Annotated in this window: 26 protein-coding genes; 23 read left to right on the forward strand and 3 right to left on the reverse strand. The window is 59.3% G+C overall.

The features are described from left to right. Nucleotides 1–3: 3 nt before the first annotated feature. The 8 genes from rlmB (at nt 4) to M0G74_RS16640 (ending at nt 7,806) form a co-directional block, all read left to right on the forward strand. A complete protein-coding gene (gene rlmB / locus M0G74_RS16605; RefSeq protein ID WP_248219718.1) occupies nt 4–759 on the forward strand; it encodes a 23S rRNA (guanosine(2251)-2'-O)-methyltransferase RlmB in 756 nt (251 codons plus the stop codon). Between the two features lie 287 nt (nt 760–1,046). Further along, nucleotides 1,047–1,646 (forward strand): sigma-70 family RNA polymerase sigma factor, encoded by a 600-nt coding sequence (locus M0G74_RS16610; protein ID WP_248219720.1) that lies wholly within the window; start codon nt 1,047–1,049, stop codon nt 1,644–1,646. 23 nt (nt 1,647–1,669) lie between these two features. After that, nucleotides 1,670–2,230, forward strand: a complete 561-nt coding sequence (locus M0G74_RS16615; protein ID WP_248219723.1) for a hypothetical protein — start codon at nt 1,670–1,672, stop codon at nt 2,228–2,230. A gap of 19 nt (nt 2,231–2,249) precedes the next feature. Continuing rightward, entirely contained in the window at nt 2,250–2,921 is a 672-nt protein-coding gene (locus tag M0G74_RS16620; protein ID WP_248219724.1) for a hypothetical protein, read from the forward strand. A gap of 170 nt (nt 2,922–3,091) precedes the next feature. Next, a complete protein-coding gene (locus tag M0G74_RS16625) occupies nt 3,092–4,405 on the forward strand; it encodes a tetratricopeptide repeat protein (RefSeq protein ID WP_248219726.1) in 1,314 nt (437 codons plus the stop codon). A 164-nt stretch (nt 4,406–4,569) separates the two neighbouring features. Continuing rightward, nucleotides 4,570–5,628, forward strand: a complete 1,059-nt coding sequence (locus M0G74_RS16630; protein WP_248219727.1) for a hypothetical protein — start codon at nt 4,570–4,572, stop codon at nt 5,626–5,628. Nucleotides 5,629–5,678: 50 nt separating this feature from the next. Continuing rightward, a complete protein-coding gene (locus M0G74_RS16635) occupies nt 5,679–6,257 on the forward strand; it encodes a hypothetical protein (protein ID WP_248219729.1) in 579 nt (192 codons plus the stop codon). 232 nt (nt 6,258–6,489) lie between these two features. Continuing rightward, complete coding sequence (locus M0G74_RS16640; protein ID WP_248219731.1) at nt 6,490–7,806, forward strand: hypothetical protein; 1,317 nt, start codon at nt 6,490–6,492, stop codon at nt 7,804–7,806. A gap of 285 nt (nt 7,807–8,091) precedes the next feature. Here the strand turns inward: M0G74_RS16640 and M0G74_RS16645 are convergent, their stop codons facing one another. Next, on the reverse strand, nt 8,092–8,988 hold the full coding sequence (locus tag M0G74_RS16645; protein WP_248219732.1) for an alpha/beta fold hydrolase: 897 nt from the start codon (nt 8,986–8,988) through the stop codon (nt 8,092–8,094). A gap of 361 nt (nt 8,989–9,349) precedes the next feature. Here M0G74_RS16645 and rpsF point away from each other — a divergent pair, with 361 nt between their 5' ends. The 5 genes from rpsF (at nt 9,350) to dnaB (ending at nt 13,028) form a co-directional block, all read left to right on the forward strand. After that, complete coding sequence (gene rpsF, locus M0G74_RS16650; RefSeq protein WP_160151626.1) at nt 9,350–9,799, forward strand: 30S ribosomal protein S6; 450 nt, start codon at nt 9,350–9,352, stop codon at nt 9,797–9,799. A 12-nt stretch (nt 9,800–9,811) separates the two neighbouring features. Beyond that, entirely contained in the window at nt 9,812–10,042 is a 231-nt protein-coding gene (gene rpsR, locus M0G74_RS16655) for a 30S ribosomal protein S18 (RefSeq protein ID WP_066960629.1), read from the forward strand. Nucleotides 10,043–10,106: 64 nt separating this feature from the next. Beyond that, nucleotides 10,107–10,931 carry a hypothetical protein gene (locus M0G74_RS16660; protein ID WP_248219735.1) on the forward strand — a complete coding sequence of 275 codons (825 nt, stop codon included), beginning with the start codon at nt 10,107–10,109 and terminating at the stop codon, nt 10,929–10,931. A 34-nt stretch (nt 10,932–10,965) separates the two neighbouring features. Next, nucleotides 10,966–11,412: a 50S ribosomal protein L9 gene (gene rplI, locus M0G74_RS16665; protein ID WP_160151624.1), complete on the forward strand. Its 447-nt coding sequence runs from the start codon at nt 10,966–10,968 to the stop codon at nt 11,410–11,412. A 173-nt stretch (nt 11,413–11,585) separates the two neighbouring features. After that, nucleotides 11,586–13,028, forward strand: a complete 1,443-nt coding sequence (gene dnaB, locus M0G74_RS16670; protein ID WP_248219736.1) for a replicative DNA helicase — start codon at nt 11,586–11,588, stop codon at nt 13,026–13,028. A gap of 223 nt (nt 13,029–13,251) precedes the next feature. On the opposite strand, the gene M0G74_RS16675 is transcribed toward dnaB, so the two are convergent. Beyond that, the gene (locus M0G74_RS16675) at nt 13,252–13,743 is read right to left on the reverse strand and encodes a L,D-transpeptidase family protein (protein WP_248219738.1); all 492 of its coding nucleotides are present in this window, start codon (nt 13,741–13,743) and stop codon (nt 13,252–13,254) included. Between the two features lie 370 nt (nt 13,744–14,113). On the opposite strand from M0G74_RS16675, the gene bioD reads away from it, so the two are divergent. The 6 genes from bioD to alaC all read left to right on the forward strand — a co-directional run bounded on the left by bioD (nt 14,114) and on the right by alaC (nt 19,499). After that, nucleotides 14,114–14,815 (forward strand): dethiobiotin synthase, encoded by a 702-nt coding sequence (gene bioD, locus M0G74_RS16680; protein WP_248219740.1) that lies wholly within the window; start codon nt 14,114–14,116, stop codon nt 14,813–14,815. Between the two features lie 148 nt (nt 14,816–14,963). After that, nucleotides 14,964–16,739 (forward strand): acyl-CoA dehydrogenase C-terminal domain-containing protein, encoded by a 1,776-nt coding sequence (locus M0G74_RS16685; RefSeq protein ID WP_248219743.1) that lies wholly within the window; start codon nt 14,964–14,966, stop codon nt 16,737–16,739. A 111-nt stretch (nt 16,740–16,850) separates the two neighbouring features. After that, nucleotides 16,851–17,066: a DUF3094 family protein gene (locus M0G74_RS16690; RefSeq protein WP_248219744.1), complete on the forward strand. Its 216-nt coding sequence runs from the start codon at nt 16,851–16,853 to the stop codon at nt 17,064–17,066. After that, on the forward strand, nt 17,066–17,734 hold the full coding sequence (locus M0G74_RS16695; protein ID WP_248219746.1) for a nitroreductase family protein: 669 nt from the start codon (nt 17,066–17,068) through the stop codon (nt 17,732–17,734). The genes M0G74_RS16690 and M0G74_RS16695 overlap by 1 nt, the downstream gene beginning before the upstream one ends. 126 nt (nt 17,735–17,860) lie before the next feature. Continuing rightward, entirely contained in the window at nt 17,861–18,112 is a 252-nt protein-coding gene (locus tag M0G74_RS16700) for a hypothetical protein (protein WP_248219748.1), read from the forward strand. Nucleotides 18,113–18,251: 139 nt separating this feature from the next. Beyond that, on the forward strand, nt 18,252–19,499 hold the full coding sequence (alaC, locus tag M0G74_RS16705; RefSeq protein WP_248219750.1) for an alanine transaminase: 1,248 nt from the start codon (nt 18,252–18,254) through the stop codon (nt 19,497–19,499). On the opposite strand, the gene M0G74_RS16710 is transcribed toward alaC, so the two are convergent. Further along, nucleotides 19,477–19,935, reverse strand: a complete 459-nt coding sequence (locus M0G74_RS16710) for an EVE domain-containing protein (protein ID WP_248219752.1) — start codon at nt 19,933–19,935, stop codon at nt 19,477–19,479. The two genes, alaC and M0G74_RS16710, sit on opposite strands and share 23 nt — an antisense overlap. Nucleotides 19,936–20,084: 149 nt before the next feature. On the opposite strand from M0G74_RS16710, the gene M0G74_RS16715 reads away from it, so the two are divergent. From M0G74_RS16715 to M0G74_RS16730, 4 genes are all read left to right on the forward strand, one after another. Then, on the forward strand, nt 20,085–21,173 hold the full coding sequence (locus M0G74_RS16715; RefSeq protein WP_248219754.1) for a histidine kinase: 1,089 nt from the start codon (nt 20,085–20,087) through the stop codon (nt 21,171–21,173). A 27-nt stretch (nt 21,174–21,200) separates the two neighbouring features. Then, nucleotides 21,201–22,046 carry a LytTR family transcriptional regulator DNA-binding domain-containing protein gene (locus M0G74_RS16720; RefSeq protein ID WP_248219756.1) on the forward strand — a complete coding sequence of 282 codons (846 nt, stop codon included), beginning with the start codon at nt 21,201–21,203 and terminating at the stop codon, nt 22,044–22,046. A gap of 66 nt (nt 22,047–22,112) precedes the next feature. Beyond that, the gene (locus M0G74_RS16725; protein ID WP_248219758.1) at nt 22,113–22,700 is read left to right on the forward strand and encodes an HdeD family acid-resistance protein; all 588 of its coding nucleotides are present in this window, start codon (nt 22,113–22,115) and stop codon (nt 22,698–22,700) included. Nucleotides 22,701–22,799: 99 nt separating this feature from the next. After that, nucleotides 22,800–24,599, forward strand: a complete 1,800-nt coding sequence (locus M0G74_RS16730; RefSeq protein WP_248219760.1) for a PLP-dependent aminotransferase family protein — start codon at nt 22,800–22,802, stop codon at nt 24,597–24,599. Nucleotides 24,600–24,625: the final 26 nt, after the last annotated feature.

Consider the following 24,625-nt stretch of genomic DNA (forward strand, 5'->3'; position numbering starts at 1 on the left):
GCCGTGGCCCAGCAATTGGTATACGGCCTGCACGCGGTGCAGGCCCTGTTGAAAAGCTCCCCCCAGCAGGTACAGGAACTGCTGTTGCTGCGCGGGCGCAAAGATCAGAAGCTGCAGAAAATTATCCGCCAGGCGGAACAGAATGAGATCACCATTCGCTTTGTGGATCGCAAGGCACTGGATGAAAAGGTCGCCGACGAAGGCAATCACCAGGGCGCGGTGGCGATTTGTGCCGGTGAAACCCGGGTGTACGACGAGCAGTACCTCAAGTCATTGCTGCAGCAACTGGAAGACAAAAGCGAAGCGCCATTTCTGCTGATTCTCGACGGGGTTACCGACCCCCATAACCTCGGCGCCTGCCTGCGCTCGGCCGAGGCCGCCGGGGTGCACGCGGTCATCGCCCCCAAAGATAACGCCGCGGGGCTGACACCCACGGCGAGAAAAGTCGCCTGTGGCGCTGCCGAAGTGCTGCCGTTTATTACCGTCACCAATCTGGCGCGAACCCTGAAAATGCTGCAGCAGGCCGGGGTGTGGATTTTCGGCGCCGCCGGCGAGGCGGAGCAGGATGTCTATCAGTCATCACTGACCGGCCCCATTGCCCTGGTGATGGGTGCCGAAGGGCCAGGGTTGCGCCGACTGACCCGGGAAAACTGCGATCACCTGATTAAAATCCCCATGGCGGGGGAGGTCAGCAGCCTGAACGTCTCCGTCGCCACGGGTGTGTGCCTGTTCGAGGCGGTGCGCCAGCGGACACGCTGAACACCCCACATTTCGCAAGTGAGAAAAGCCGGCCGGAAACTCCGCCCGGCTTTTTTTGTGCCAATTTTTCAGGGTAATCACGCCAGGAAATAACTGGCAGCTCACTACCTTTATTTTGCATTTTTTGAGACCTGTACCTGGTTTCGCCCCGCGCTCGCCCGCCCCTACCTGCTTTAATTTTTTCAGTCTTTTCCAATTGAGTGGGAACCTTTTGGTCTCCCGCTTCGTGTATAGGTGCAGAAGCCGGCAAATTGTGGTCGCCGGTTCCAGGGCAAGGGAGTGCGGTAGTGAAGGCCTGGTTTCTGAGTCGACGGCGTGCGCGGGAAGATCGTTTTGTTGCGCTGGTATTTCCCCACCTGCGGCAATTGCATCGCGTGGCATTCCGCCTGTGCGGTAGTGCGCAGGAAGCCGAGGACCTGGTGCAGGACCTGATGCTAGGGCTGCTACCAAAGGTGGATGAGCTGGACGCGATCGAGCGGCTGGGGCCCTGGTTGGCGAAGGTTTTGTATCGCCGCTATGTGGATCAGTATCGCCGACGCCGCGCTTCACCGGTGGACGATCATATACCTTTCAGTGACTGCGACACGGTGGATGGATGCATTGTCACCGCAGGTGGCGCTGAAGAGTCAGGTGGCTGTGAATTTGCGCGCCTGGATCTGCGTCGTAGCCTGGCGGTGGCCCTATCGGCGCTCCCGGAAGGCTGGCGGGAGGTGGTGATGCTGCACGATGTTGAGGGTTATACCGCAGAAGAGGTCGCGGATATTCTCACGCTGCAGTTGGGCACGGTGAAGTCTCGGTTGCACCGGGCACGCAAAAAACTGCGTTTGCTCCTGGGGGAGTTTTCGCCGCCCCGCACTGGCGCAAGTGCATCGGTGTTGAGAGTGTGAGTATCAGAGTGCAGGAGCGAGTCATGCGGACGAAAATATCGAGTGAGCAGCTGCAGCAGGCGCTCAGAGCGTTACCTGCGCCGGATCCGGGCGAGGAGTTCGAATCGCGGCTGATGGCCAGGGTCTTCACCCATCGCGACCATGCGCGAATCGCTTCGCAGAAAGTGACAGGGAACCGGTTGCGACTGTCTGCTGCGATGGCCGCAAGCCTATTGCTGGGCCTGTGGCTGGCACCACTGCTGACAAGTTCTGACCACAAATCTGAAGTAGTCGCGGGTGTCGGCACCGCTGGAGTTCGGCCACTGACGGTACGCCTGGACAGCCCTGTTGCGTTGAATGGCGCAATCATACGAGTGCAACTCCCGGCGCACGCCCGTATCCAGGGGTACGCCGATGTGCAGCTGCTGGAATGGCAGACAGACATTGCTGCTGGCGCTAATCAAATCACACTGCCCCTGACGCTAGACCCCGCTTTCGAGCGTAAAACTGCCGGGCAATTAACGGTAGAGGTGGAATACCGAGGAGCCAGAAAAACCCTGCGCTACGCGGTGCCGCCGACCAATCAGACGATGACGCAACTTTGATCCATCGAGGTAAAGGACTATGTCAAAGATTCAATCCACAACCCGTAAATCCGCTGCTTGTAACAGTGTTTTATACCCTGTGTTACTCGCCGGTTTCTTGCCGCTGTCTTCAGTGGTGTGGGCACAACAGGAAATGGCCGCCGAAGCGGATCTGCAAGCCGCAGTGGAGGCTGCCGAGATGGCCGACCTGGATATTACCCTGCAAGTGATCGAAGACACCGAGAGCGCCCAGGATCTGCTCAACAACATTGAGCTGCCGGACGAGGTGCGCGAGATTGCCGAACAGAAACTGGCCGCCGCACTGGCGGCAATCAAGGCCATGCGCGAGGCGCAGCCGGGAGGCCAGGTACCGAGCGGAGATAGTGCGGCAAGCAGTGAGGCGATGCTGGCAGAAATGGCTGAGCGCCGGGCAGAGCTGATGAACAATGCGCAGAACTCAGCCCTGGCAGCCAATGAGCAGGCGCAGCAAGCGGTGGAATCCGCACGCGAGGCAGTGGAAGAGGCGCTTAAAAATGGCCTCACCAATGCCGAAATGCAGGGCATGATCGAGCAGATGATGCAGGACATCCTGGGTGTGCTGCCGGAAGAGGCGCGCGGCAGTATGGGCGATGTCGATACGCTGCTGGATTCTTTGCGCGGCGACGTCGCCAGCGAGCCGGTGAGTGATACGACGGATGGCACCGGCGGCTAATTGCTCTGTGTGACCGGTGACACGGATGCCGATTATTGGGCGTCCGGGCTGGCGCTATTTAAGAGCGCAAAGGATTCCGCGCAGGGAGCGTGTGGATGGTGCGGAGAATGGCGGGCAGGGAGGTGGACAGAAAGGTGGACAGAAAGTTAAGCAAAGCGAAGAGGCACGGAATGCGCGGATTTATGCACCTGATTTTTTTGCTGGTGATGCTGGTTACGATTTCTGTTTTCGGCCCGGCGCGGCTGGCAGCGGAAGAGCTTCCCAGCGCGACCGGTGCTTTCAAGCGCGGCGACTACCCCAGGGCTCTGGCGCTATTTCGGGAAGCGGAGCAGAGCGGTGACGACAGTGCCAAACTCAAGTTCAACCTTGGCGTTACATTGTTCAAGCTTGGCCGCTATACGGAGGCCTCGGAATATTTCTGGCTGCTGGTGCCGGAACCTCAGTGGCGCGATCTGGCGGAATACAACCTGGGCCTGGTGGCGCGACGGCAGGGAGATCAGTTACTAGCGGCAAAGTTTTTTCGTCGAGTGAGTGGGCGCGCGGCTTCTCCACAATTACAGCGACTGGCGGCACTGCAGCTGGGCAGCCCTGCCGTTGAGCCAGTGACACAGGTGCGGCCCTGGCTCGCCATGGCCAGTATCAATGGCGGTCAGGATGGCAACCCCTATGCGGTAAAGACGGAGCTGCTGGGTGAAGGCGCCGTCGGCGAAGACAACTTTTTAGAGCTGTTTGGCTGGGGGCAGTACCGCCTGGCGGGTACAGAGGCTGATGGCTGGCGGTTGCAGGGCTACGGATTTACCCGGCGCTACAGCGAGCTGGATAGTTTGAATCTCGCCAGTCTCAGCACTTTACTGGTTCGCGACATCCACTGGCGAGACTGGGCGTTGGAAACCGGTGCTGGCGCCGAGTGGGTAACCCTTGGGGGTGAAAGGGTGAGTCAGCAGCTGCAGCTCGTTGGTCGTGCAAAGCGGGATTTTGGTGCGACCAGCGTGCAGCTGTCGTATATCCCTGCCTATTACACCGGTGGCGACAACTACAGCTACCTGGACGGCTGGCGCCAGCGCTTTTCTGCGGGCGCGCGCCGCGAGACATTTGGCGCAGACTTTGGCATCTACTACCTGTACGACACCAATGATCGCGAGGATCTTCAGCAGGCCGCGGACTACTACAGTTATTCGCCGGTGCGACACGCATTTGGCAGCGATGTGCGCTGGCGTTTTCTGAGTCGCTGGGAGCTGCGCGCCGGCGTTGAGTATCGCTATAGCGTATACGGTGGGCAGAATCGGGTAGTCGATGATGCTGGCAATTTGCTGGAGTTTGAGCGGGAGTCCGATCGCTTCAAATCCTGGGTCTCCACCCGCTATCGGTTGACGCCACGCCTCAGCCTTGATGGCAAGCTGTTAAACATCGATAACCGTGAAAATCGGGAGCTGTACGATTTCGATAAAACTGAAATGAGCCTGGGGGTTAGTTACGTCTTTTGAGCGGACGGATGCGTTTGCTGAGAGGGTGAATGATGAATCCTGTGCCATATCGGCGATGATGCGGATTCCTTAATGCCGATGCACAACGACTTTCTATCAAATCGTTACGGGCTGCCGTAGCGTGCATGCCTCGAAATAATAAAAAACGATTTGAGGAAAATGCGATGAATTTGAACCCATGGCGCGGCGGCTTGTTGCTGGCCGCAGCAGTGTTGTTTTCATTCGGGTTGAAGGTGCAGGCCCAGTCCTGCCCTGCCAGCCACCCGCTGGCCTGCGGCGGTGCCTGTTACACCGATGAGGCGCAGGCGGCTTCCGCCGGCTGTACGGTAGATTCCGGCAGCGGCTCCGGCGGTTCCAGCAGCTCCAGCTCCAGTTCCAGCAGTTCAGGTGGCAGCAGTTCGGGCAGCAGTAGCGGCGGCGCGCAGACCTGCCACAGTGATACCAATCCCTCCCATGTCATTTCCGGCCGCCGTGCGGAGTTCACCCAGTCCTGGTGCGATACCGTCTGTGTCACCTACGTGGGTAATGGCACCGGTTGCCTGAATGCCGCGGGTACTTTTGTCAGCAACGCGAGTATCTGCAGCGACCCGGCCAACGCCCGCGAGGCGATGATTGATATCGAGTACAACCTGGGCATCGAGATTGACGATGGTTTCCAGGCGTTGGCCGGATATCAGGGCGCGGTTCCGTCGATCAATCCGAGCATGTCGGTGGCCGATGCAGAGACCTATTTCAGTGCGCTGATCGGTGCGGAAAAAGGTGAGGAGTTGGTGCGCTTACTGAATACCAATGGCGACAGCATTGTGACGCGCAACGAAGCCAGCCAGGCCAAGGGTTCAGACCCACTGCAGCTGTTGAATACCGATTTCGGTTGTGGCCTGTCCACCGATGACATCATGGCCTATGTGGGTCTGTATATGGGAGACGGTGCCATCGATAAATATGCCGGCGACCTGGATGAGTCCGTGAAAGCGGCAATGCTGGAATTTACCCGCAGCTGGCAGCCCGGAGTTTCTGCCCAGGATTGTGAATATCGCGGTGGTTGCGATGGCCAGACCACCCCGGCACCGCAGCCGGAACCCGAACCTGAGCCTGAGCCTGAGCCCGAACCTGAGCCTCAGCCGGCAAACAACTGCCCGGCGTCCCACCCGCTGTTTTCCCAGCAGTGCAATCAGTGTTTCGCGGATGAATCCCAGGCAGCATCGGCCCAGTGTGCGATCTGAAATAATCGCTGCCTAGTGTTATGAGCCGCCTGTCGATAACAGTTGCCGTCGTGGGCCTCAGTGCCGCGGCGGCGCTTTGGTTTGCGCAGCATGCTGCGCTGGATCCCATCGCGCCGCCGGTTGCGGTGATTGCCTCGCCGGAGCGCTTGCCCGCGCGCATGTCGGAGGGGACAGTGCTGGAACCCGTGTCGGGTAATGTCGCGCCGCAAAGTGCCCCTCAAGTCGATTCAGTGTCTGTGCCTATGCCTGTACCTATGGGCGGCAGCGACTTCGTGGCGCTTATGCAGCGTGCCGTCGCTCAGGACCGCAACGGCAACTACTGGGTTGAACTGTCGACGGCGGGTTTTCCTTCCCGGGAGTTTCTGGTCTCAACCTGGCCGATTTTCTATCCGGACCAAACCATGCTCGCACGCGGGGTCGAAGGTTGCCCGCTCAGTGGCTATTACATCGAGCTACAGGCGCAGGCGAGCCTGCTGGTGGTGGGGGCGGGCGGCGCCCGGGAATTTCACTACCGCTGTGTATTCGACGGCGCGACTAATCAATACCTTTTGCAGGAGACTGCCGCCGACGAAGTTTTGGCCGTCAGTGTGCGGCAGCTTGCGCGCGATGTTCTTGAGGAGCGTGGTTGATGATGGGATGGCGAACTAGGGTGCGATGTCTTGGGGGGAAATGTTGAGCGTGGGTTGTTTGTTTTATCGCTGTATGACGGCGGCCAAAAACAGGATTGCTGACAGCGTGCAGAATCGGCTCGGCAATAAGCCGCTTGTTCCCCGGTGTGCGCGGCTGCTAACGGTCGCCTGTACGCTGGTTGCGGCCGCCAGTCACGCTGCAGGCTCGGAGCCTTATTGCCCCGAGAGTCCCTTGGCGTTGCCGGTCGCTATCGATAGTTTCGACCCTCCACCGCGGGCGGGCGAGCCGGAAATGACGGTGTCGGGGCTGTGGGATTTCATCCGTTCCCGCGAAATTGACAGCATCGATGAGCTGGTCGGATTTTTTCCGGCTGAATACCGCCACGGGTTTTCCCTGGTGGAGCACACGCGTGCAACCGGGCAATCCAATCTCACATATCCGCGGGTTGTACTCTTCGGCCCGGATGGCCGCTTTCTACTGAATCTGGGTACCAAAGCGGATGACCCCAAATACGACCTGCTGGATGTGGCGCAATTGCACGGTGACAGCGGGCGCTGGGAGTTTTCCGTGTTCGATTTTTCCGGCGAGGCGCCGCGTCTGGTGCGCAATGACCTCACTTGTGTGGAATGTCACGGGGATGCAGATAGCCGCCCGGTCTGGGGAACCAATCTGGAGTGGCCGGGGGTGTTTGGGGACAATGTGGCGCCGGGACCTCAAGGCGAGGCTCTGGACAGTCGCCACCTGGAAAGAATGCAAGAGCTGATCGCTGGCAATACCGGTCTGCCGCGCTTTGATTTTCTGCAGTGGCGCAAAGAACCCTTGCGCCGCGGTGGCAAGCGACGCATTGCCCACCACGCGTTTGGTGTCGAGCTGATCCTGTCGAATATCGCCATGGGCAGTGCCAGTGCGCGCGGTGCCTACCTGCGCCTGCGGCAGGCGCGCCCGCAGGAATACCGGCGTCAGCGCTATGCCATCCTCTACGCCTACTACGCGCGCAAAGGTCATGTGCTGTGGCAGGCGCAGGTGGCGCAGTCGCTGGGGTTGGCTTCGACGATCTCTGCTGGCGCTGCGCTGGATACTCTGCTGCAACAGCTGGGGCTGGATACCGCGGAGGCCTTTTCACTGGCCACGCTTGCTTCCCGAGAGCCGCCGGATACTTCCTGGAGCATGGGCCGGGGCGACCTCTACGATATGTTGGCGCTACAGGTGCTGGACGAACTGCTGCGAGAGGACGCGGGGGTTGTGGCAATTTTATCCGGACGCAGGCTGGCCGAAGGTGTGCTGGACTGTCCGCAAACGGCAAACACGGTCGCCGATGTGGTCGCTTTTAAAATGTTGCACCTGTTCAGGTTGCGTGGGCGCGCACGCTATCAGGTCAATCAGCATTTTTACCCGCTCGACCTGGAGGACATCTACGCGCGGGTGTTCCTGCCGGTTACCCACGAAATGCTGGGTTATCTTTCAGGGAAACTGGCGAATCAGGCGAAACTGGCCAACAAGCTGGATCGCACATCAGGCAGCGCTGAATTTGCAGCTGAGAAGGGCTGAGCTGATTGGCATTCTGGGGGCGGCAGTGACGTTGCTGGAGGAAGAAAAAGCGAAGGGGCGAAAGCCCCTCGGCGGAGGTGATCCCGTTTGTTGTTCTTGGGTCCCTGGGGTTTATTATTATTGGTTGTTCATTATTGTTGCGACCAATACACCTATGACGGCTGGGCGCCTGAACCCCTCATAATTTTTTTTGCGAAGGGCATGTCGGCCTGGCTTCCTACTCATATTCCTACTCGTCTTTCTACTCTTCTTCCCACCCGCATTTCTTCCTGGTCGTCTTGCTTCCTATTTCAGCGGGGCTGCCGCTGCAGCCAGCCAGGGTTGGATCATATCCAGTACCGGCGCAGGGTTTTTGATCCAGCTCAGGTGCGGATTGCCCTTTGGATGAGTGGCGGCGATTTCCCGGGTCTCGCCGCCAACCAGGGCCGCCAGCTTGGCGGTTGCCGCCGGCGGTGCGAAGGGGTCGCCCTGTACGGTGATGTGCAGGGAACGCCCGGATTCCGGGGTGGCGTTTTCCAGCCGGTACTCGGGGGCAAAGCGGCCGCTGATGATGCCGCGCCCCCAGCCCCGCATCAGTCGTGAGGCCTCGCGGCCGCCGAACTGCAATGTCTGTCCGGGGAAATAACCCAGAAGGCGGGTGCTACCCAGGGCCGCCAGCGCGGCAATCAATACCCCCACGCGTTTGAGGCCGCGCCAGCTGCGGTGATCCAGGTGCCCGGAGGCCACGCTGACCACTCGGGTGGTGCCGAGCAGGTCAGCGCGCGCCGCGAGCGTCGCGATCTGGCCGCCGATGCTGTGGCCGAGAATCAGGGTTGGTGCGCGGCCATAGTGCTGTTGCAGGTGTGCCAGCAGCTGCGGGATCCACTGGAACACCAGGTCGCTGTAGCCGTAGTTGGCGCCGCGGCCGGGTTGCGGGCGGCTGTCGCCGGTGCCGGGCATTTCGCAGGTAGCGCAGTCGCATCCGCGCTGGGCCAGGGTTTCCAGCAGGGTGCGGTATTTACCGGCGGGCACCCCGAGGGCAGGCAGGACCAGAATGAGCGGTGCGGTCGTTGATTCGGCATCAGGCTCGCTATCGGTGCTGTTGGTGATGGCCTGGTAGCGGGTGACCGGTACCGAAAAGACACCGAACTGGAGGTGGTCAACGGCCGGTGGGGAAAGTTGGGGGTGACTGTCTGGTTTCATGTGCCGTTTACTTAGGTACTGCTTAGAGGGTTATTTCGGGTGTTCCGGGGCGCAGAGCAGGCGGGGCGCGCCTTTGTATGAGCGCCTGTGCATGAGCGCCTGTGCAATATAGGCAGCGGCGCGGGCCGCGCCCAATGACCGATTCGCTCCAAATACTGGTTCTTTCGGCTTGATCCGGGTCTGTGCTGGCCGCGGCTCTGGAATGTCGGCTGATCAACTTGCAACCAGTTGTCAGCGCGCATAGAATACGCCGCCCGCAATAGGCCCTTGTGCCTTGTTGCGAACTCCTTGCCTCACCGGGTTGGCACTGCTAGTTGGCAGTTACTTACCGGGAGGCTGTTTTAACCCGTAAGGAGCTAAAATGCGTCATTACGAAATTGTATTCCTGGTTCATCCGGACCAGAGCGAGCAGGTGCCCGGCATGGTCGAGCGCTACACTGCGACCATCAAAGAAAGCGGTGGCGACGTTCACCGTCTGGAAGACTGGGGCCGCCGCCGTCTGGCTTACCCGATCAACAAAATCCACAAAGCCCACTACATTCTGATGAATGTTGAGTGTACCGAAGAAGCGCTGGCGGAACTGACCACCAACTTCAAGTACAACGATGCGGTGCTGCGTAACCTGGTGATTCGTGAAGACGAAGCCATCACCGAAGAAAGCCCGATCATGAAGGCTGAGAAAGAGTCCCGCGAGCGCAAAGCAGCGCGCGCAGAGCGCTCTGAGCGTCGCGAGCGCGCCGAGAGGGAAGACGATTCCTCCGAGGGCGCTGAAGAAGCCGCGTCTTCCGACAACAACGAAGACGAAGAGTAAGGGGATAATCTGATGGCACGTTTTTTCCGTCGTCGTAAGTTCTGTCGTTTCACTGCCGAAGGCACCAAGCGTATCGACTACAAAGATCTCGATACCCTGAAAGCCTACGTTTCTGAAACTGGCAAAATCGTACCGAGCCGTATCACTGGCACCAAAGCCAAGTATCAGCGTCAGCTGGCCACTGCGGTCAAGCGCGCGCGTTACATTGCGCTGCTGCCGTACACGGACAGCCACGAAGCTTAATCAGCTTCGTAAGCATTGTTGTAAATAGAGAAGCTATCTAGTGCGCGCCATCGCTGAATTTGCCATGCGATCGCGCGTGCGCGCGGTGATCCTCACCCTGGTGGGAATCCCGCTGATCAGCCCCGCAGTGCTCGCACTGGTGGGGTTGCGCCGCGGCAGTAGTGACGGCCTGTTTGTTCTGGCCTGGGCAGTACTGCCGCTGGTTGCCGCCGCTGGCGCTGGCTATATGTCGCCGCTGATGGCGGGCCTGGCAATCACCCACTTTGTGGGGGTGCTGGCTGGAGCGCTGGTACTGCGTGCCACCCGGGCCTGGAGCTGGGCTTTGGTCGCACTGACCATCGTATCGGCACTGGGCATACTGGTGACCTCACAGGCCGCCGGCGGGGTGCTTGAAACCCTGACACAGGCGATCAACGAGGCAGCCGGTGGGGCGGATACCCCCGAGGCGCAGCAGCTGAGCCAGGCATTTGCCAGCGAGGTGCAGGCCACGGGTTACCTGACCTGGGTGTCTGTAATCAGCGCGGTTCTGGCACTGTTGCTGGGACGCTGGTGGCAGTCACTGCTGTATAACCCCGGTGGTCTGCAGCAGGAGATGCACGCCCTGCGCATGCCGTTGCCGCTTGCGGCTGCCGGTATGCTGTTGTGGGTATACTGCCTCGTCAACGAGCACTTTGTGTTTTGGGGCGCGGTGGCGGCCTTCCCGATGATGGTGGCCGGTATCTGCCTGGTGCACTGGCTGGTCGCCCGCAAGGGCTGGGGTCGTGGACCCCTGATTGCCATGTATATAACCCTGGTGATCGCCGCCTTGCCGCTGGCAGGATTCCTGTGCGGACTGGCACTGATCGATAGCTGGATTGATATTCGCGCGCGCTCGAGCGACAACCGCTGAGCGGCGCACAAGAACTGAAACTGAGGGTTCCGAGATGGAAGTTATTCTGCTCGACAAAGTAGGTAAATTGGGCAACGTGGGCGACCGCGTTGACGTTAAAGCGGGTTTCGGCCGCAACTTCCTGCTGCCTACCGGTAAAGCCGTACTGGCCAACGCAGCAAACGTTGCTGAGTTCGAAGCCAAGCGCGCTGAGCTGGAAGCAGCTGCTGCAGCCAAGCTGAGCGAAGCTGAAAGCCGCGCAACCAAGCTGGCGGAAGTGGTAGTAACCATCGCTGCCAACGCTGGTGACGAAGGCAAGCTGTTCGGCTCTATCGGCACGCGTGACATCGCTGAAGCGATCACTGCGGCCGGCGTAGCAGTCAGCAAGGCAGAAGTGAAGCTGCCGGAAGGCGCTCTGCGTGAAGTAGGTGAGTTCGATGTGGACGTGCAGCTGCACTCCGACGTGATCACCACCGTTAAGGTTGTTGTAGAAGCCGAATAAGCTTTTGCATCAATTTTGCGATTGGCGGTAAAGGGGTTGCCTCTTTGCCGTCGAGCCGCGCACAATCAGGCGTTGGATTCCCCCCGTTGTGGATTTGGGAGTTCAGCGCCTGACTTGTTTCTGAGCCCTGTAAATGGTCTCTGCGCCCGGTAAAACTGCAATAGCGCCCCAAAATGAACGAATACGCTCCCCCGGAAGAAGATACCCAAGAGACTCAAACCAGCTCACCGCTGCCGCACTCGGTTGAGGCGGAGCAGTCGGTCCTCGGTGGTCTGATGCTGGATGCCTCGCGCCTGGACGCGGTGGCGGAGCAGTTGAGTGAAGAAGATTTCTTTGTAGCCAGTCACCGCACCATTTTTGGGGTGATGCTGCAACTCTCCAGTGGCGAGCAGCCGCTGGACATCGTCACCCTCGCCGAGGGGCTCGCCAGCCGGGATTTGCTGGCGGACATCGGTGGCCCCGCGTATCTGGCGGAGCTGGCAGAAAACACCCCTTCCGCAGCCAACATCGTCGCCTACGCCAAGATCGTGCGCGAGCGCTCCATGCTGCGCCAGCTGATTGCCGCCGCCGGTGAGATCAGCCGCACCAGCTTCAATCCCGGTGGTTTGGGTTCTGCGGACCTGCTGCAGATGGCCGAACGCCGGGTAGCCGAGATTGCCGAGGGACGCGCCAAAGAGGGCGGCTTTGTCGGTGTCGATTCGCTGCTGAAAAAGACCGTCGAGCGTATCGACGAGCTGTTCAAATCTGAGGGTGACCTCACTGGCCTCAGTACCGGTCTCACCGAGCTGGACCAGCGTACTTCTGGTTGGCAGCCGGGGGAGATGATCATTCTCGCCGCGCGCCCCTCCATGGGGAAAACCGCGCTGGCACTGAATTTCGTTGAAGCGGCCATGCTCAGCCAGGAAAGGCCAACTCTGGTCTTCAGTATGGAGATGCCGTCGGACAGTCTGGTGATGCGGATGCTGTCGTCCATCGGCAAGATCGATCAGGGTCGTATCCGTAACGGCAAGTTGCAGGAGGAAGACTGGCCGAAGCTGTCCAGTGCGGTGCAGAAGATGAAGGGCAAGGGCCTGTACATCGATGACACCCCGGGGCTGTCACCTTCTGAGGTGCGCGCGCGGGTGAAGCGCACGGTGCGCGACCACACCAACAAGCTGATGCAGCAGGATCCGAAGCTGTCGCGCGAGGATGCGGAGCGCCGCGCTTTACCGGCGATGGTGATGGTGGATTACCTGCAGTTGATGCAGGTGAAGGGCAGCACCGAGGGTCGTACCCAGGAAATTTCGGAGATTTCCCGCTCTTTGAAGGCGCTGGCGAAAGAATATGAGTGTCCGGTGATTGCGTTGTCGCAGTTGAACCGGGGGGTGGAGCAGCGCCCGAACAAGCGGCCGATGAACTCGGACCTGCGGGAATCGGGGGCGATCGAGCAGGATGCGGATGTGATTCTGTTTATCTACCGCGATGAGTATTACAACGAGGACAGCCCGGACAAGGGCATGGCGGAGTTGATTATTGGCAAGCAGCGGAACGGTGAGATTGGCACCTGTCGCGCGGCCTTTGTGGGTAAGTACACCCGGTTTGATGACCTGGCGCCGGAGTATTATCAGGGCGAATAACAGAGGTGGGGCTTTGAAGCTGGTCTGGTGGCGGTACCGCTGCCGGGTAGGGCTTTGTGAGACACGAGCTAGGCGCCCCCCGTTAACCCATCCCTGGGGGCTCTTCTAAAACATCCCTGTTTTAGAAGGTCTCACAAAGCCCTACCCGGCATCGCCACCTTTGATTCGAACTTAATTGCTTCGATTTCCAGCGCGCTGGCGGAAAGCTTGGTGGTGTGTCCGATTACGGAAAAATCTCAATCGGCGTACCGGTATCCACCATCGCCCAGATCTCATCCATCTGCGGGTTGGTCACCGCAATGCAGCCGTCGGTCCAGTTCATACGGGTCAGGTAATCTTCGATACCTTTCCAGTGGGGCTTCTGGCCGTGGATCATGATGGCGCCGCCGGGGCTTTTGCCCAGTTTGGCTGCCCGCTTGCGGTCCGTGGCATTGGGGTAGGAGACCTGAATGGCACGGTAGTAGGTGCTGTTCTTCTTTTTCCAGTTGAGGGTATAGCGCCCTTCCGGGGTGCGCGAGTCGCCCTCGTACTGTTTGTGCCCCACGGGGTTTTTGCCAAACACCACCTTGTAGCTCTTTACAACTTTGCCGTTGCGCTTCAGCTGCATCAGGTGCTTGGATTTGTAGACCACCACTTCATCCACTGGCTTGATCTTGGCGAAGGCCAGGGTGGGGATCAGGAAAAGGGCTATCAGACTCAGTTTTAGGTATCGCATGGCTCTCATCGGTAGTAATGGCATCAAAGGTGTCATTCCGGGGCTGAAACATCAGCTTCCGTGCTTTCGCACTTCCACATCCCTGACATTTGCGGGGAGGCTTGGTGTGGTGGGCGGGGTTGAGTCCGCCCTGGCTAAGCAATGTGGTTGCGCGGTGCGACTTGGTGACGCAATAGCGTTATGACAGCGCTGTCCTAGGCTGTCACCCCAGACCAGGTCCGGGGCTCTTGTTAGGCAATTATCCTAACCCCGGCCGTGATTGGCGAAGCGGGTTGTACGATTGCTGCTCTACATGGTCAATTTATCAGCAAGTAGACTAGGTTTAAAGGGGCGTCAACATAAAAGATTTCAATGAGCGAGGTAAGTTTCCGTGACCCGTACGTTTTTTGTAACTGGAACAAATACTGAAGTCGGCAAGACCTATGCCACGGCGGCGTTGCTGGATGCTGCGGCCAGGCAGGGGCTGAAAACGGCGGCGATGAAGCCGGTGGCGTCCGGTTGTGAAGAGACGCCGGAAGGTTTGCGCAATAGCGATGCGCTGACCCTGATCGATGCTATGACTGCGGTGATGCCCTACGAGCAGGTCAACCCCATTGCGCTGGCGCCCGCAGTTGCTCCGCATATCGCGGCGATGGAGGCGGGACGCCGGCTGGATACATCGCGTCTGGAAGGCATATGTCGCGGGGTGATGAACAGTGGCGCCGATCTGGTACTGGTGGAGGGTGCTGGCGGCTGGCGGGTGCCACTGGCGCCGCGGCAGTTTCTCTCGGACTTGCCCCGGGCGCTGGAATTGCCGGTGATTCTGGTGGTCAGCATGGAGCTTGGGTGTATCAACCATGCGCTGCTTACGGCGGAAGCCGTGCGTCGCGATGGCCTGGTGCTGGCCGGTTGGGTGGCGAACTTTGTGCGTGGACCGCAGGCTGACATGCCGAAGGCGGAGGAGAACCTGATGACTCTGCGCGCCCTGTTGCCTGCTCCCTGCCTGGGTGTTCTGCCCTTTGATGATTCTGGTGACTACCGTCAGGGCGCTGCGCACCTGGACCTTTCCCCCCTGCTATCTTCTCCTGAATGAGTTCTTCAAACGACTGACCAGCAAGCCGGATTCGCCCGCCCGGCTTGACTTGAGGATGGCTTGGCCCTAGATTTCAAACATCTGTTTGAAACAAACGATTGAGCTAATTTGGCGCAATCCAACGAATACCTATCGGAGAGGCGACACCATGGCCGAATACAAGGCACCACTGCGCGAAATGAACTTCCTGCTGCATGAAGTGTTCGAGGCAGACAAGCTGTGGGCGCGCCTGCCGGCGCTGGCGGAGACCGCCGATCGCGAGACCGCGGACGCCATTCTGGAAGAAATGGCCAAGCTGGCTGCCAATACCCTGGACCCGATCAACCGCAGCGGCGACGAAGAGGGTTGCCACTGGAACGACGGCGTGGTGACCACGCCGAAAGGTTTCCCGGAAGCCTATGCCACCTACTGTGAGGGCGGCTGGGGTGCGCTGGTGGGCAACCCGGAATTCGGTGGCATGGGTATGCCGAAAACCCTGGGTGCCCAGGTGGAAGAGATGATCTGCGCGGCGAATATTTCCTTCGCCCTCTACCCGGTGCTGACCAACGGCGCCTGCCTGGCAATCGACGCCCACGCCACCGAAGAGCTGAAGCAAAAGTACCTGCCGAACATGTACTCCGGCACCTGGGCCGGTGCCATGGATCTGACCGAGCCGCACGCCGGTACCGACCTGGGTATCATCCGCACCAAGGCGGAGCCGCAGGAAGATGGCAGCTACAGCATCACCGGCTCCAAGATTTTCATTACCGGCGGTGACCATGACCTGTCCGAGAACATCATCCACCTGGTGCTGGCCAAACTGCCGGATGCACCCAAAGGCCCGAAAGGTATCTCCCTGTTCCTAGTGCCGAAAATCATGGTCAACGAAGACGGCAGCCTGGGCGAGCGCAATGCGGTCAGCTGTGGTTCCATTGAGCACAAGATGGGTATCAAGGCCTCGTCTACCTGTGCGATGAACTTTGACGGCGCCAAAGGCTGGCTGGTAGGTGAAGTGAACAAGGGCCTCGCGGCCATGTTCACCATGATGAATTACGAGCGCCTTGGTGTGGGTATCCAGGGCCTGGGCGCTTCCGAGCGCTCCTATCAAAGTGCTCTTGAGTACGCCCGTGACCGCGTACAGAGCCGTTCGCCGGAAGGTGCCAAGCAGCCGGAAAAGGCGGCCGATCCGATCATCGTGCACCCGGATGTGCGCCGCATGCTGCTGACCCAGAAAGCCTACATTGGTGGTGGCCGTGCGCTGTCTACCTATGTAGCCAAATGGCTGGATATCGCCAAGTTCGGTGAAGGCGAAGAGCAGAAGCACGCGGAAGCGATGGTTGCGTTGCTGACGCCGGTGGCTAAAGCCTTCTTCACCGACAAGGGCCTCGAGTGCACCGTACTCGGCCAGCAGGTGTTCGGTGGCCATGGCTTTATCCGCGAGTGGGGCCAGGAGCAGCTGGTGCGCGATGTGCGCATTACCCAGATCTACGAAGGTACCAACGGCATCCAGGCGCTGGACCTGATCGGTCGCAAGACCGTCGCCAATGGCGGTGCCTTCTTCGAACTGTTTGCTGCGGAAATTCAGGAGTTCATCGCAGCCAACGCCGATAACGAGGCCATGGCGGAGTTCATCCAGCCGCTGGCGAGCGAGCTGCAGCGCCTGAAAGACGTCACCGCAGCGGTGATCGAAGCGGCCAAAACCGATCCCAACGCACCGGGCGCCGCCTCTGTGGAGTACCTGCACCTGTTCGGTTTTGTCGCCTACGCCTACATGTGGGCCAAGGTGGCCAGCGTTGCGCTGCCCCAGGCAGACGACTTCTACCGCGGCCAGATCAAAACCGCACGCTTCTATTTTGCGCGCCTGCTGCCGCAGACCAATGCGCTGGCGGCCAGCGTACTTGCCGGCAGCGAGACGCTGATGGACATGGAAGACGAGCTGTTCTGATCCGCGACTGTCCAGATTCGACTCGCCAAAGCCCCGCACCCGCGGGGCTTTTTTCGTGGCGCCGGATCTCCTAAACTCGGGCTATCAAAATAAGAAGATCCCGGGTTAGCCATGTCGAATCCAGAGTCCGAATCCGAATTCACCGTCCCGCCGAAGAAACTTTCCGCAGAAGACCAGGCCAAGGTCGACCGTTATCTGCAGCGCGGGCACAACGATGTGGACCGCAAGCCATTTCGTCCCTTACTGCTGCTGGGCATTATTCTCGCAGTACTGACGCTGCTGTCGCTGTTGAGCCTGTTTATCGCGCGGTCCAAGGGGGTAGTGTAATGGCAGACTCCGGCAAGTTCGCGCCATTACAGTTCGAACAGTTCGACGATGCGACCAAAATTGCGCGTGCGCGCACCTTTTATCAGTGGATGCAGCAGCGCCGCTCGGTGCGGGATTTCTCAACTGCACCAATACCCCGCGAAGTAATCGAGCAGGCGGTACTGACTGCGGGCAGCGCACCCAGTGGTGCCAATATGCAGCCGTGGCATTTTTGCGTGGTGGAATCTGCGGCGGTGAAACAAGAGATCCGCATGGCGGCGGAAGCGGAAGAGCGGGAATTTTATGAGAGGCGTGCATCGGAAGAGTGGCTGGATGCACTCGCCCCGCTGGGAACCGATGCCCATAAGCCCTTCCTGGAAACCGCACCCTACCTGATCGTGATTTTCCTGAAAAAGTTCTCCGAAGGTGCGGCGGGTGAGCAGCGCAAAAATTACTACACTTCCGAGTCTGTCGGTATCGCCACCGGCATGTTGCTGGCCGCACTGCACAATGCCGGTGTCGCTACTCTCACGCACACGCCGAGCCCGATGAAGTTCCTGAACCAGATTCTCGGCCGCCCCAGCGACGAGCGCCCCTATATGATTGTGGTGGCCGGGCTGCCGGCGGAGGGCGCACAGGTTCCGGCAATTGGTAAAAAGCCATTGCGCGAGATAGCAGAATTTATCTAGCGGAACTTTTGTTCGTGAAACTTTTGCTCGTGAAACTTTTGTTAGTAAAACTTTGTCCTATCCCTATCTCGGTAGGCGCCGACACTGGACTCTAATAAACAGGGAAGAAATAAACAGGGAAGAATCATGCACCGCAAACTCATTTTTATTCTGCTATTCATTGGCTCGGCCGCTGGTTGTGAAACGCTGACGCACATGGCGCTCGAGGGTGCCAGCAACAGCAAGGTCCGCTATGGCTCCCAGTGTCAGGCCCTGCGTATGCAGTGCCAGGATGCCAATTACAGCGAGTGGCAGACTCTGGATGGCCGCCTGGGGTGCTCCTGTGCCAAGGAGCCGACCCATTCCCGCTCCCCGGCGGACATCCAGCCGGATATCTGAAGGTTTGTGGCGCCGATCTTTACCAATCGGCTGACTGCCCATTCTCGAAAATAAATTCTTCGCTTATGATCCCCGGGTCGCCAATCGGCGGCCTGCGTCGCTCGGACGGTTCCGGGCGCTTACGTAAACAGAGGAATTTATGAGTAAGGATATGAGTGCGCCTTCCGAGCGCCGTTTTTCCCGTATTGATCGCCTTCCCCCCTACGTTTTCAATATCACTGCCGAACTGAAGATGGCTGCGCGACGGCGCGGCGAAGACATCATCGACTTCAGTATGGGCAATCCCGACGGACCTACCCCGCAACATATTGTCGACAAGCTGTGTACTGTGGCCCAGCGCGAGGACACCCACGGCTACTCCACTTCCCGCGGCATACCCCGCCTGCGCCGGGCCATTTCGCAATGGTATGCGGATCGCTACCAGGTGGAGATAGACCCGGAAGAAGAGGCGGTGGTGACCATTGGCTCCAAGGAAGGGTTGGCGCACCTGATGCTGGCGGTGCTGGATCACGGCGATATGGTGCTGGTGCCCAATCCCAGTTATCCCATCCACATTTACGGTGCGGTGATTGCCGGCGCCCAGGTGCGCTCGGTACCACTGGTGCCCGGCATCGACTTTTTTGCCGAGCTGGAGCGGGCCATTACCGAGAGTATTCCCAAGCCAAAAATGGTGATTCTCGGCTTCCCGTCCAACCCCACCGCGCAGTGTGTCGAGCTGGATTTTTTCGAGCGGGTAGTGGCGCTGGCGAAGCGCTACGGCATTCTGGTGGTGCACGATTTGGCCTACGCCGACATCGTTTACGAGGGCTGGAAAGCGCCCTCGATCATGCAGGTGCCCGGGGCCAAAGATGTGGCGGTGGAATTCTTTACCCTCTCCAAAAGCTACAACATGGCCGGTTGGCGCGTGGGTTTTATGGTGGGCAACCGCGACCTGGTGAATGCGCTGGCGCGCATCAAGAGCTACCACGACTACGGCAGTTTTACCCCGCTGCAGGTGGCGGCCATTGCGGCCCTGGAAGGGGATCAGCAGTGTGTGCGGGATATCGCCGAGCAGTACCGCCAGCGTCGCGACACCCTGGTTAAGGGGTTGCACGAAGCCGGCTGGATGGTGGATGTACCCAAGGCCTCCATGTATGTGTGGGCGAAAATTCCGGACGCTTACCGGGAGATGGGCTCACTGGAATTTGCCAAAAAGCTGCTGGCGGACGCCAAGGTGTGCGTGTCGCCGGGAATCGGTTTTGGCGACTACGGCGACGACTATGTGCGCTTTGCCCTGATCGAAAACCAGAATCGCATTCGCCAGGCGGTGCGCGGCATCAAGTCGATGTTCCGCGCGGATGGGTTGCTGGGCTCGCCCCGGACCACTAGCGCCCCAGCTGCTGAATAATGTCCCACTCTTCGCTGGTGACCGGCTGAATTGACAGCCGGCCCTGTTTTACCAGCACCATCTCCGCCAGCGCCGGGTTCTGTTTGATGTCTTTCAGGGCCACGGGGCAGCGGAATTCACTCTGCCACCGGATATCCACGCAGAACCAGCGCGGTTTGTCTGCGGTGGCCTTGGGGTCGAAGTACTTGGATTCGGGATTGAATTGCGCCGGATCCGGGTAGGCCGCCTTTGCCACTGTCGCGGTACCGGCAACGGCGGGGATTTTGCAGGCACTGTGATAGAAGAGCACGCCGTCGCCCAGCTGCACCTGATCCCGCAGGAAGTTGCGCGCCTGGTAGTTGCGGATGCCGTCCCAGCGGCCAACGTGACCAGGCTCTGCCTTCAGGTCTGCAAGTCCGTACTCGTCCGGCTCTGATTTGAACAACCAGTATTTCAAGGTACTTGTCTCCCGTTTGGCCCCAGTCTGCGGCAGTCTGTCAGATTGTTGCGTTTGGTGGTATTTCACCCACGCTTCCAGTCAATTAGGCTATTTTCCCAGATTGGCGCAGTCTTTGCGCCACGTTTGCAGGTTTATTGGGTTTATTTATGGGAACTTCGGTTTTCAATTGGCTGACGACAAAGCTGGCTTCCGAGCGGTGCCAGTACTGGGCGTTGCAGTGCAGTGGCTGGGGTGCCTATACACTGCTGACGTTCGTCGGCAGCTTCTTCTGGGTGGAGAGCCATTGGCTCCACACCGGCTATATTGCCGTGGCTACCGCCTCTGGCGTGGCGATTTCCGAGGGCATGCGCCGGGGTTTTCAGCGCCTGTGGCACAAAGCGCCCGCCGCACGACTGATGGGGTCCCTAGGGGTGATTATCCTGGGGGCGGCGCTGTGGGCGGCGATCAAGTTTGGCGGCTCCCTGTGGCTGTACGGAAAGGAGAGTGATGAGCATCCGGCGGTAGTGGCCGTCTACTGGTTCTCCTACTCCTTCCTGATCTACATGACCTGGACGGCGCTCTACTACGGCATCAAATACTATCAGGCCTCCCTGCTACAGCAGGAGAAGGCCCTCAAGGCGGAGTCCATCGCCCACCAGTCGCAGCTGAAAATGCTGCGCTACCAGCTGAACCCCCATTTCCTGTTCAATACCCTGAATGCGATTTCCACCCTGATCCTGGATCAGGACGGCAAGACCGCCAACAGCATGGTCACCCGGCTGTCCCAGTTCCTGCGCCACTCCCTGGACAATGACCCCATGCAGAAGGTCACCCTGGCCAAGGAAGTGGAGGCGCTGATGCTGTACCTGGATATCGAGAAAGTGCGCTTCGCCGATCGCCTGCAGGTCAATGTGGATCTGGAGGGCGACGCCTCGCGCGCCCTGGTACCCAGCCTGCTGCTGCAACCTCTGGTGGAAAATGCGATCAAATACGGCATCTCCCAGCGGGAGTGGGGCGGCGAGATCACGATCAAGGCTCGGGTATTTGCCGGTGAGCTGCTGATCGAGGTCAGCGACAACGGGCCCGGCGTGCCGGAAGAGGCGCTGGCGGGGCTCGGCAGCGGCAGCGGCGTGGGCATTCGCAACACTTGCGAGCGGTTGCGGGCCCTGTATGGCGTGGAGCAGAAGACCCGCTTCTGCAATCGCCCGGAAGGCGGCCTGGCAGTCAATCTGCGGATTCCGTTTGAGCAGGAATAGTCTGGATCCAGTAAAGAGAGCAGCAATATGAGCGGCAGTGGCGAGATTGTGGATAACAAACTTCTGAAAGTCATCATTGTGGACGATGAACCGCTGGCCCGCCGCGGCCTGCGTCTGCGCCTTGAGAACCTGGCTGACAGCGAGGGCGGGATCGAAATCCTGGCGGAGTGTGGCAACGGCCGCGAAGCGCGGGAACAGATACTGGCACTGAAGCCGGATGTGGCCTTCCTCGACATCCAGATGCCGGGTGTCAGCGGCCTTGAGCTGGTACAGCTGCTGCCGAAGGACGAGATCCCGCAGATCGTTTTTGTGACGGCCTACGATCAGTACGCGGTGGAGGCTTTTGAGGTCAACGCGGTGGACTATGTGCTGAAGCCCATCGAGGAAGACCGTCTCAACCTGGCGCTGCAACGGGTGCGGCAAAAACTGGGCAGCGAAAATCTCGCCGCCCAGCGCGAACAGCTGCTGGAGGCAGTGGCGGATCTGACCCAGGAATCACCCCAGGCACTGGAGGAAAAGTTGGCTGCGGGCGAGCTGGGCAGCAGCCGTTACCCGGAAAAGATCGCCATCAAGGACTCCGGTAAAATTACCCTGGTGCCGGCGCGGGAGATCGACTGGATCGACGCCGCCGGCGACTATATGTGTGTGCATGCCAATGGCGAAACCCATGTGATGCGCATCACCATGAAAGAGCTGGAGCAGCAGCTGGATCCGAAAGTGTTCCAGCGCATCCACCGCTCCACCATCGTCAACCTGAAGCGCGTGCGCGAGATCTGCGCGCACATCAATGGCGAGTACCACCTGGTATTGAATAACGGCGAGCGACTGAAAATGAGCCGCAGTTACAAAAACAAGGTACAGCATTTTATCTGAGTCGCTGTTTGCGCAACTTCACCCTATAACTCCCGACGAAATAGTCTCAAAGCGTCGGGAGTTATCATGACCAGGAATTCCATTTCCCTTTCCGATCGCCCGCTGCTGCGCGCCATGGCCGACAACTGGTGGGTGGCGCTGGTGCGGGGCCTCTTCGCCATACTGTTCGGGGTGCTCACCTTTGTGTGGCCGGGCATCTCCCTGTTGAGCCTGGTGATCCTGTTCGGGGTCTATTCGCTGATGGATGGCATCGTCGCCATTTACGGCGCGATCAAAGGGCGCGGCGAGGTGAGCCGCTCCTCCCTCTGGTGGCTATTGTTCGTCGGTATTACGGGCATCGCTGCGGGTGTTGTCACTTTTATTTATCCGCAGGTCACCGCGCTGGTACTGGTCATTTTCATCGGTGCCTGGGCACTGGTGCGGGGCATTTTTGAAATCATCGGCGCCATCCGCCTGCGCAAGGAAATCGAGCATGAATGGCTGCTGATTTTTGCCGGCATGCTGTCGGTGATTTTTGGCCTGGTGTTGCTGCTCAAGCCCGGTGCCGGTGCACTGGCGCTGCTGTGGCTGATCGGAACCTACGCGATCATTTTTGGTGTGATTCTGGTGTGGCTGGCACTCCGGCTGCGTAAATTGGCACGTAATACGCATTAATCAGACCCACAAGGTGGGCACTCTGGTCCCTACTTGAATGCCCGGCGTATGCCGGGCAAACTCCCTCAGTACATAATAAGAACGACAAAAAAGAGCCTCATGAGCGAAGCACTGATCGTCCTTGATCCCGCCGCAGACAAAAGCCTGCAGCAGCAGATCCGGGAGAAACTGGTCCAGGGTATGCTTTCTGGCAGTATTCCCGCAGGCCACAAAATGCCCTCGTCGCGCCGCATGGCGGAACAGCTGGGGGTGGCCCGCAATACCGTGGTCATCGCCTACCAGCAGCTGGTGGATGACGGCTTTCTGGTGACGCGTGAACGCAGTGGTTTTTATGTCAGTGACACCGTTTCCCAGCAGGGAGTAATAAGCCACAGTAATGACCTGCCTCACAATGAGGAGGACAATCGTCACTTCTGGCGCGACCACTGCAACCCGGTGTCCGTCAACCGTCGCGCCCTGAAAAACCGCCCCGCCAACTGGCTGCAGTATCCCTACCCCTTTGTCAGTAATGAATACGATCCGCGACTCTATCCCGGTGCGGAGTGGCGTGAGTGTACCCGGGATATTTTTGCCGGACGCGAAGTCGCCCAGTGGGCCACGCTTGGCAGTAACGAAGATGATCGTCATTTGGTGGAGCAGATCTGCACTCGCCTGTTACCGCGCCGCGGCATTTACGTGGAGCCGGGGCAGGTATTGCTGACCAGTGGCGTCGAACAGGCCTGCTATCTGCTGGGTGAGCTTTTGCTGGGAAGCCAGCGTAGCCTCGCACTGGTTAAGCCTGCCGGTGGCGAAGTGGGGGAAATTTTTCGGCGCACCGGTGCGGAGCTTCTGTCACTGACACAGGATGCCGATGGCACGTTACTGGCGGGCAACTTCCAGCAGGCAGACTGTCTCTACCTGCAGCCCAATGTGCACAACCCCACGGCAGTGACCACTAGTTTGGAGCGGCGGCGCCAGTTATTGAAGCAGGCGCGGGAACAGGGCGCCGTGATTATCGAGAACGACTGTGACCACGACTTCTGTTACCACGGGAACTCGCTGCCACCACTGAAAAGTATGTCGGGCGGCAGCTCGGTAATATACCTGTATCAATTCCCCAAGGTGATTGACCCGGGGATGCAGCTGGCGTTTGTGGTGGCTGCCAAACCGGTTATCCAGCGGTTGCGTGCACTGCGCTACACCTTGCGCGAGCGAGTGCCGGCACTCAATCAGCGCCTGTTAGCCAAATTCGTTGCCGCTGGCCACCTGGATGCCGCACTGTTCAAAATCACGCAGCAGCTGAAAGAGCGCTGGACCGCGCTGGGCGAAGCCCTGATGTACCACCTGCCGAAACTCAAGGTGCGCCGCGCCAGTTGCGGTACTGCCTGCTGGCTGGAGTTACCGGAGCATATCGACGCGGCGCAATTACAGATCACCGCAGAGCAGAACGGTTTACTACTGGAAACCGTCAGCGACGGCAGCGCTGTGCGTCTCGGCTTTTCCGCCATTGAGGCAGGCAAGATCGAAAGTGGGATCAAGATCCTGGCGAAACTAATCCATGGCGAATTGCGGGCGGAAGAGGAAACACTGGCGTCTGCCCGCGGGCGGCGTCTGTCTGCGCAAGACCTGCAGCGGGAAATGCCCGGTGCCGTTTTCCTCGGAACCAATACCTTAGGGGAATCTTACCGCATCGAACTCAAGCCGGACGGCACCATGCTCGGCTACTCCCGCAACGATGTGGAAATGGATGAGACGGATATGGGACGCTGGTGGCTTGATGGCGACCAGTGGGTGCGCCAGTGGCGCAGCTGGTCCTACGGGCGCAGGGCCAGCTTTTTTGTGGTGACGGAAGGCCACCGTATCAAGTGGTTTAGTGAAACCGGCAAACTGATAGATACGGCGATTATTGCCAACGAATAATTATCAGTCAGATCGGGCTCTGTGGC

It is taken from the genome of Microbulbifer sp. CAU 1566, assembly GCF_023156515.1.
In the GTDB taxonomy this organism is placed as follows: Bacteria; Pseudomonadota; Gammaproteobacteria; order Pseudomonadales; family Cellvibrionaceae; genus Microbulbifer.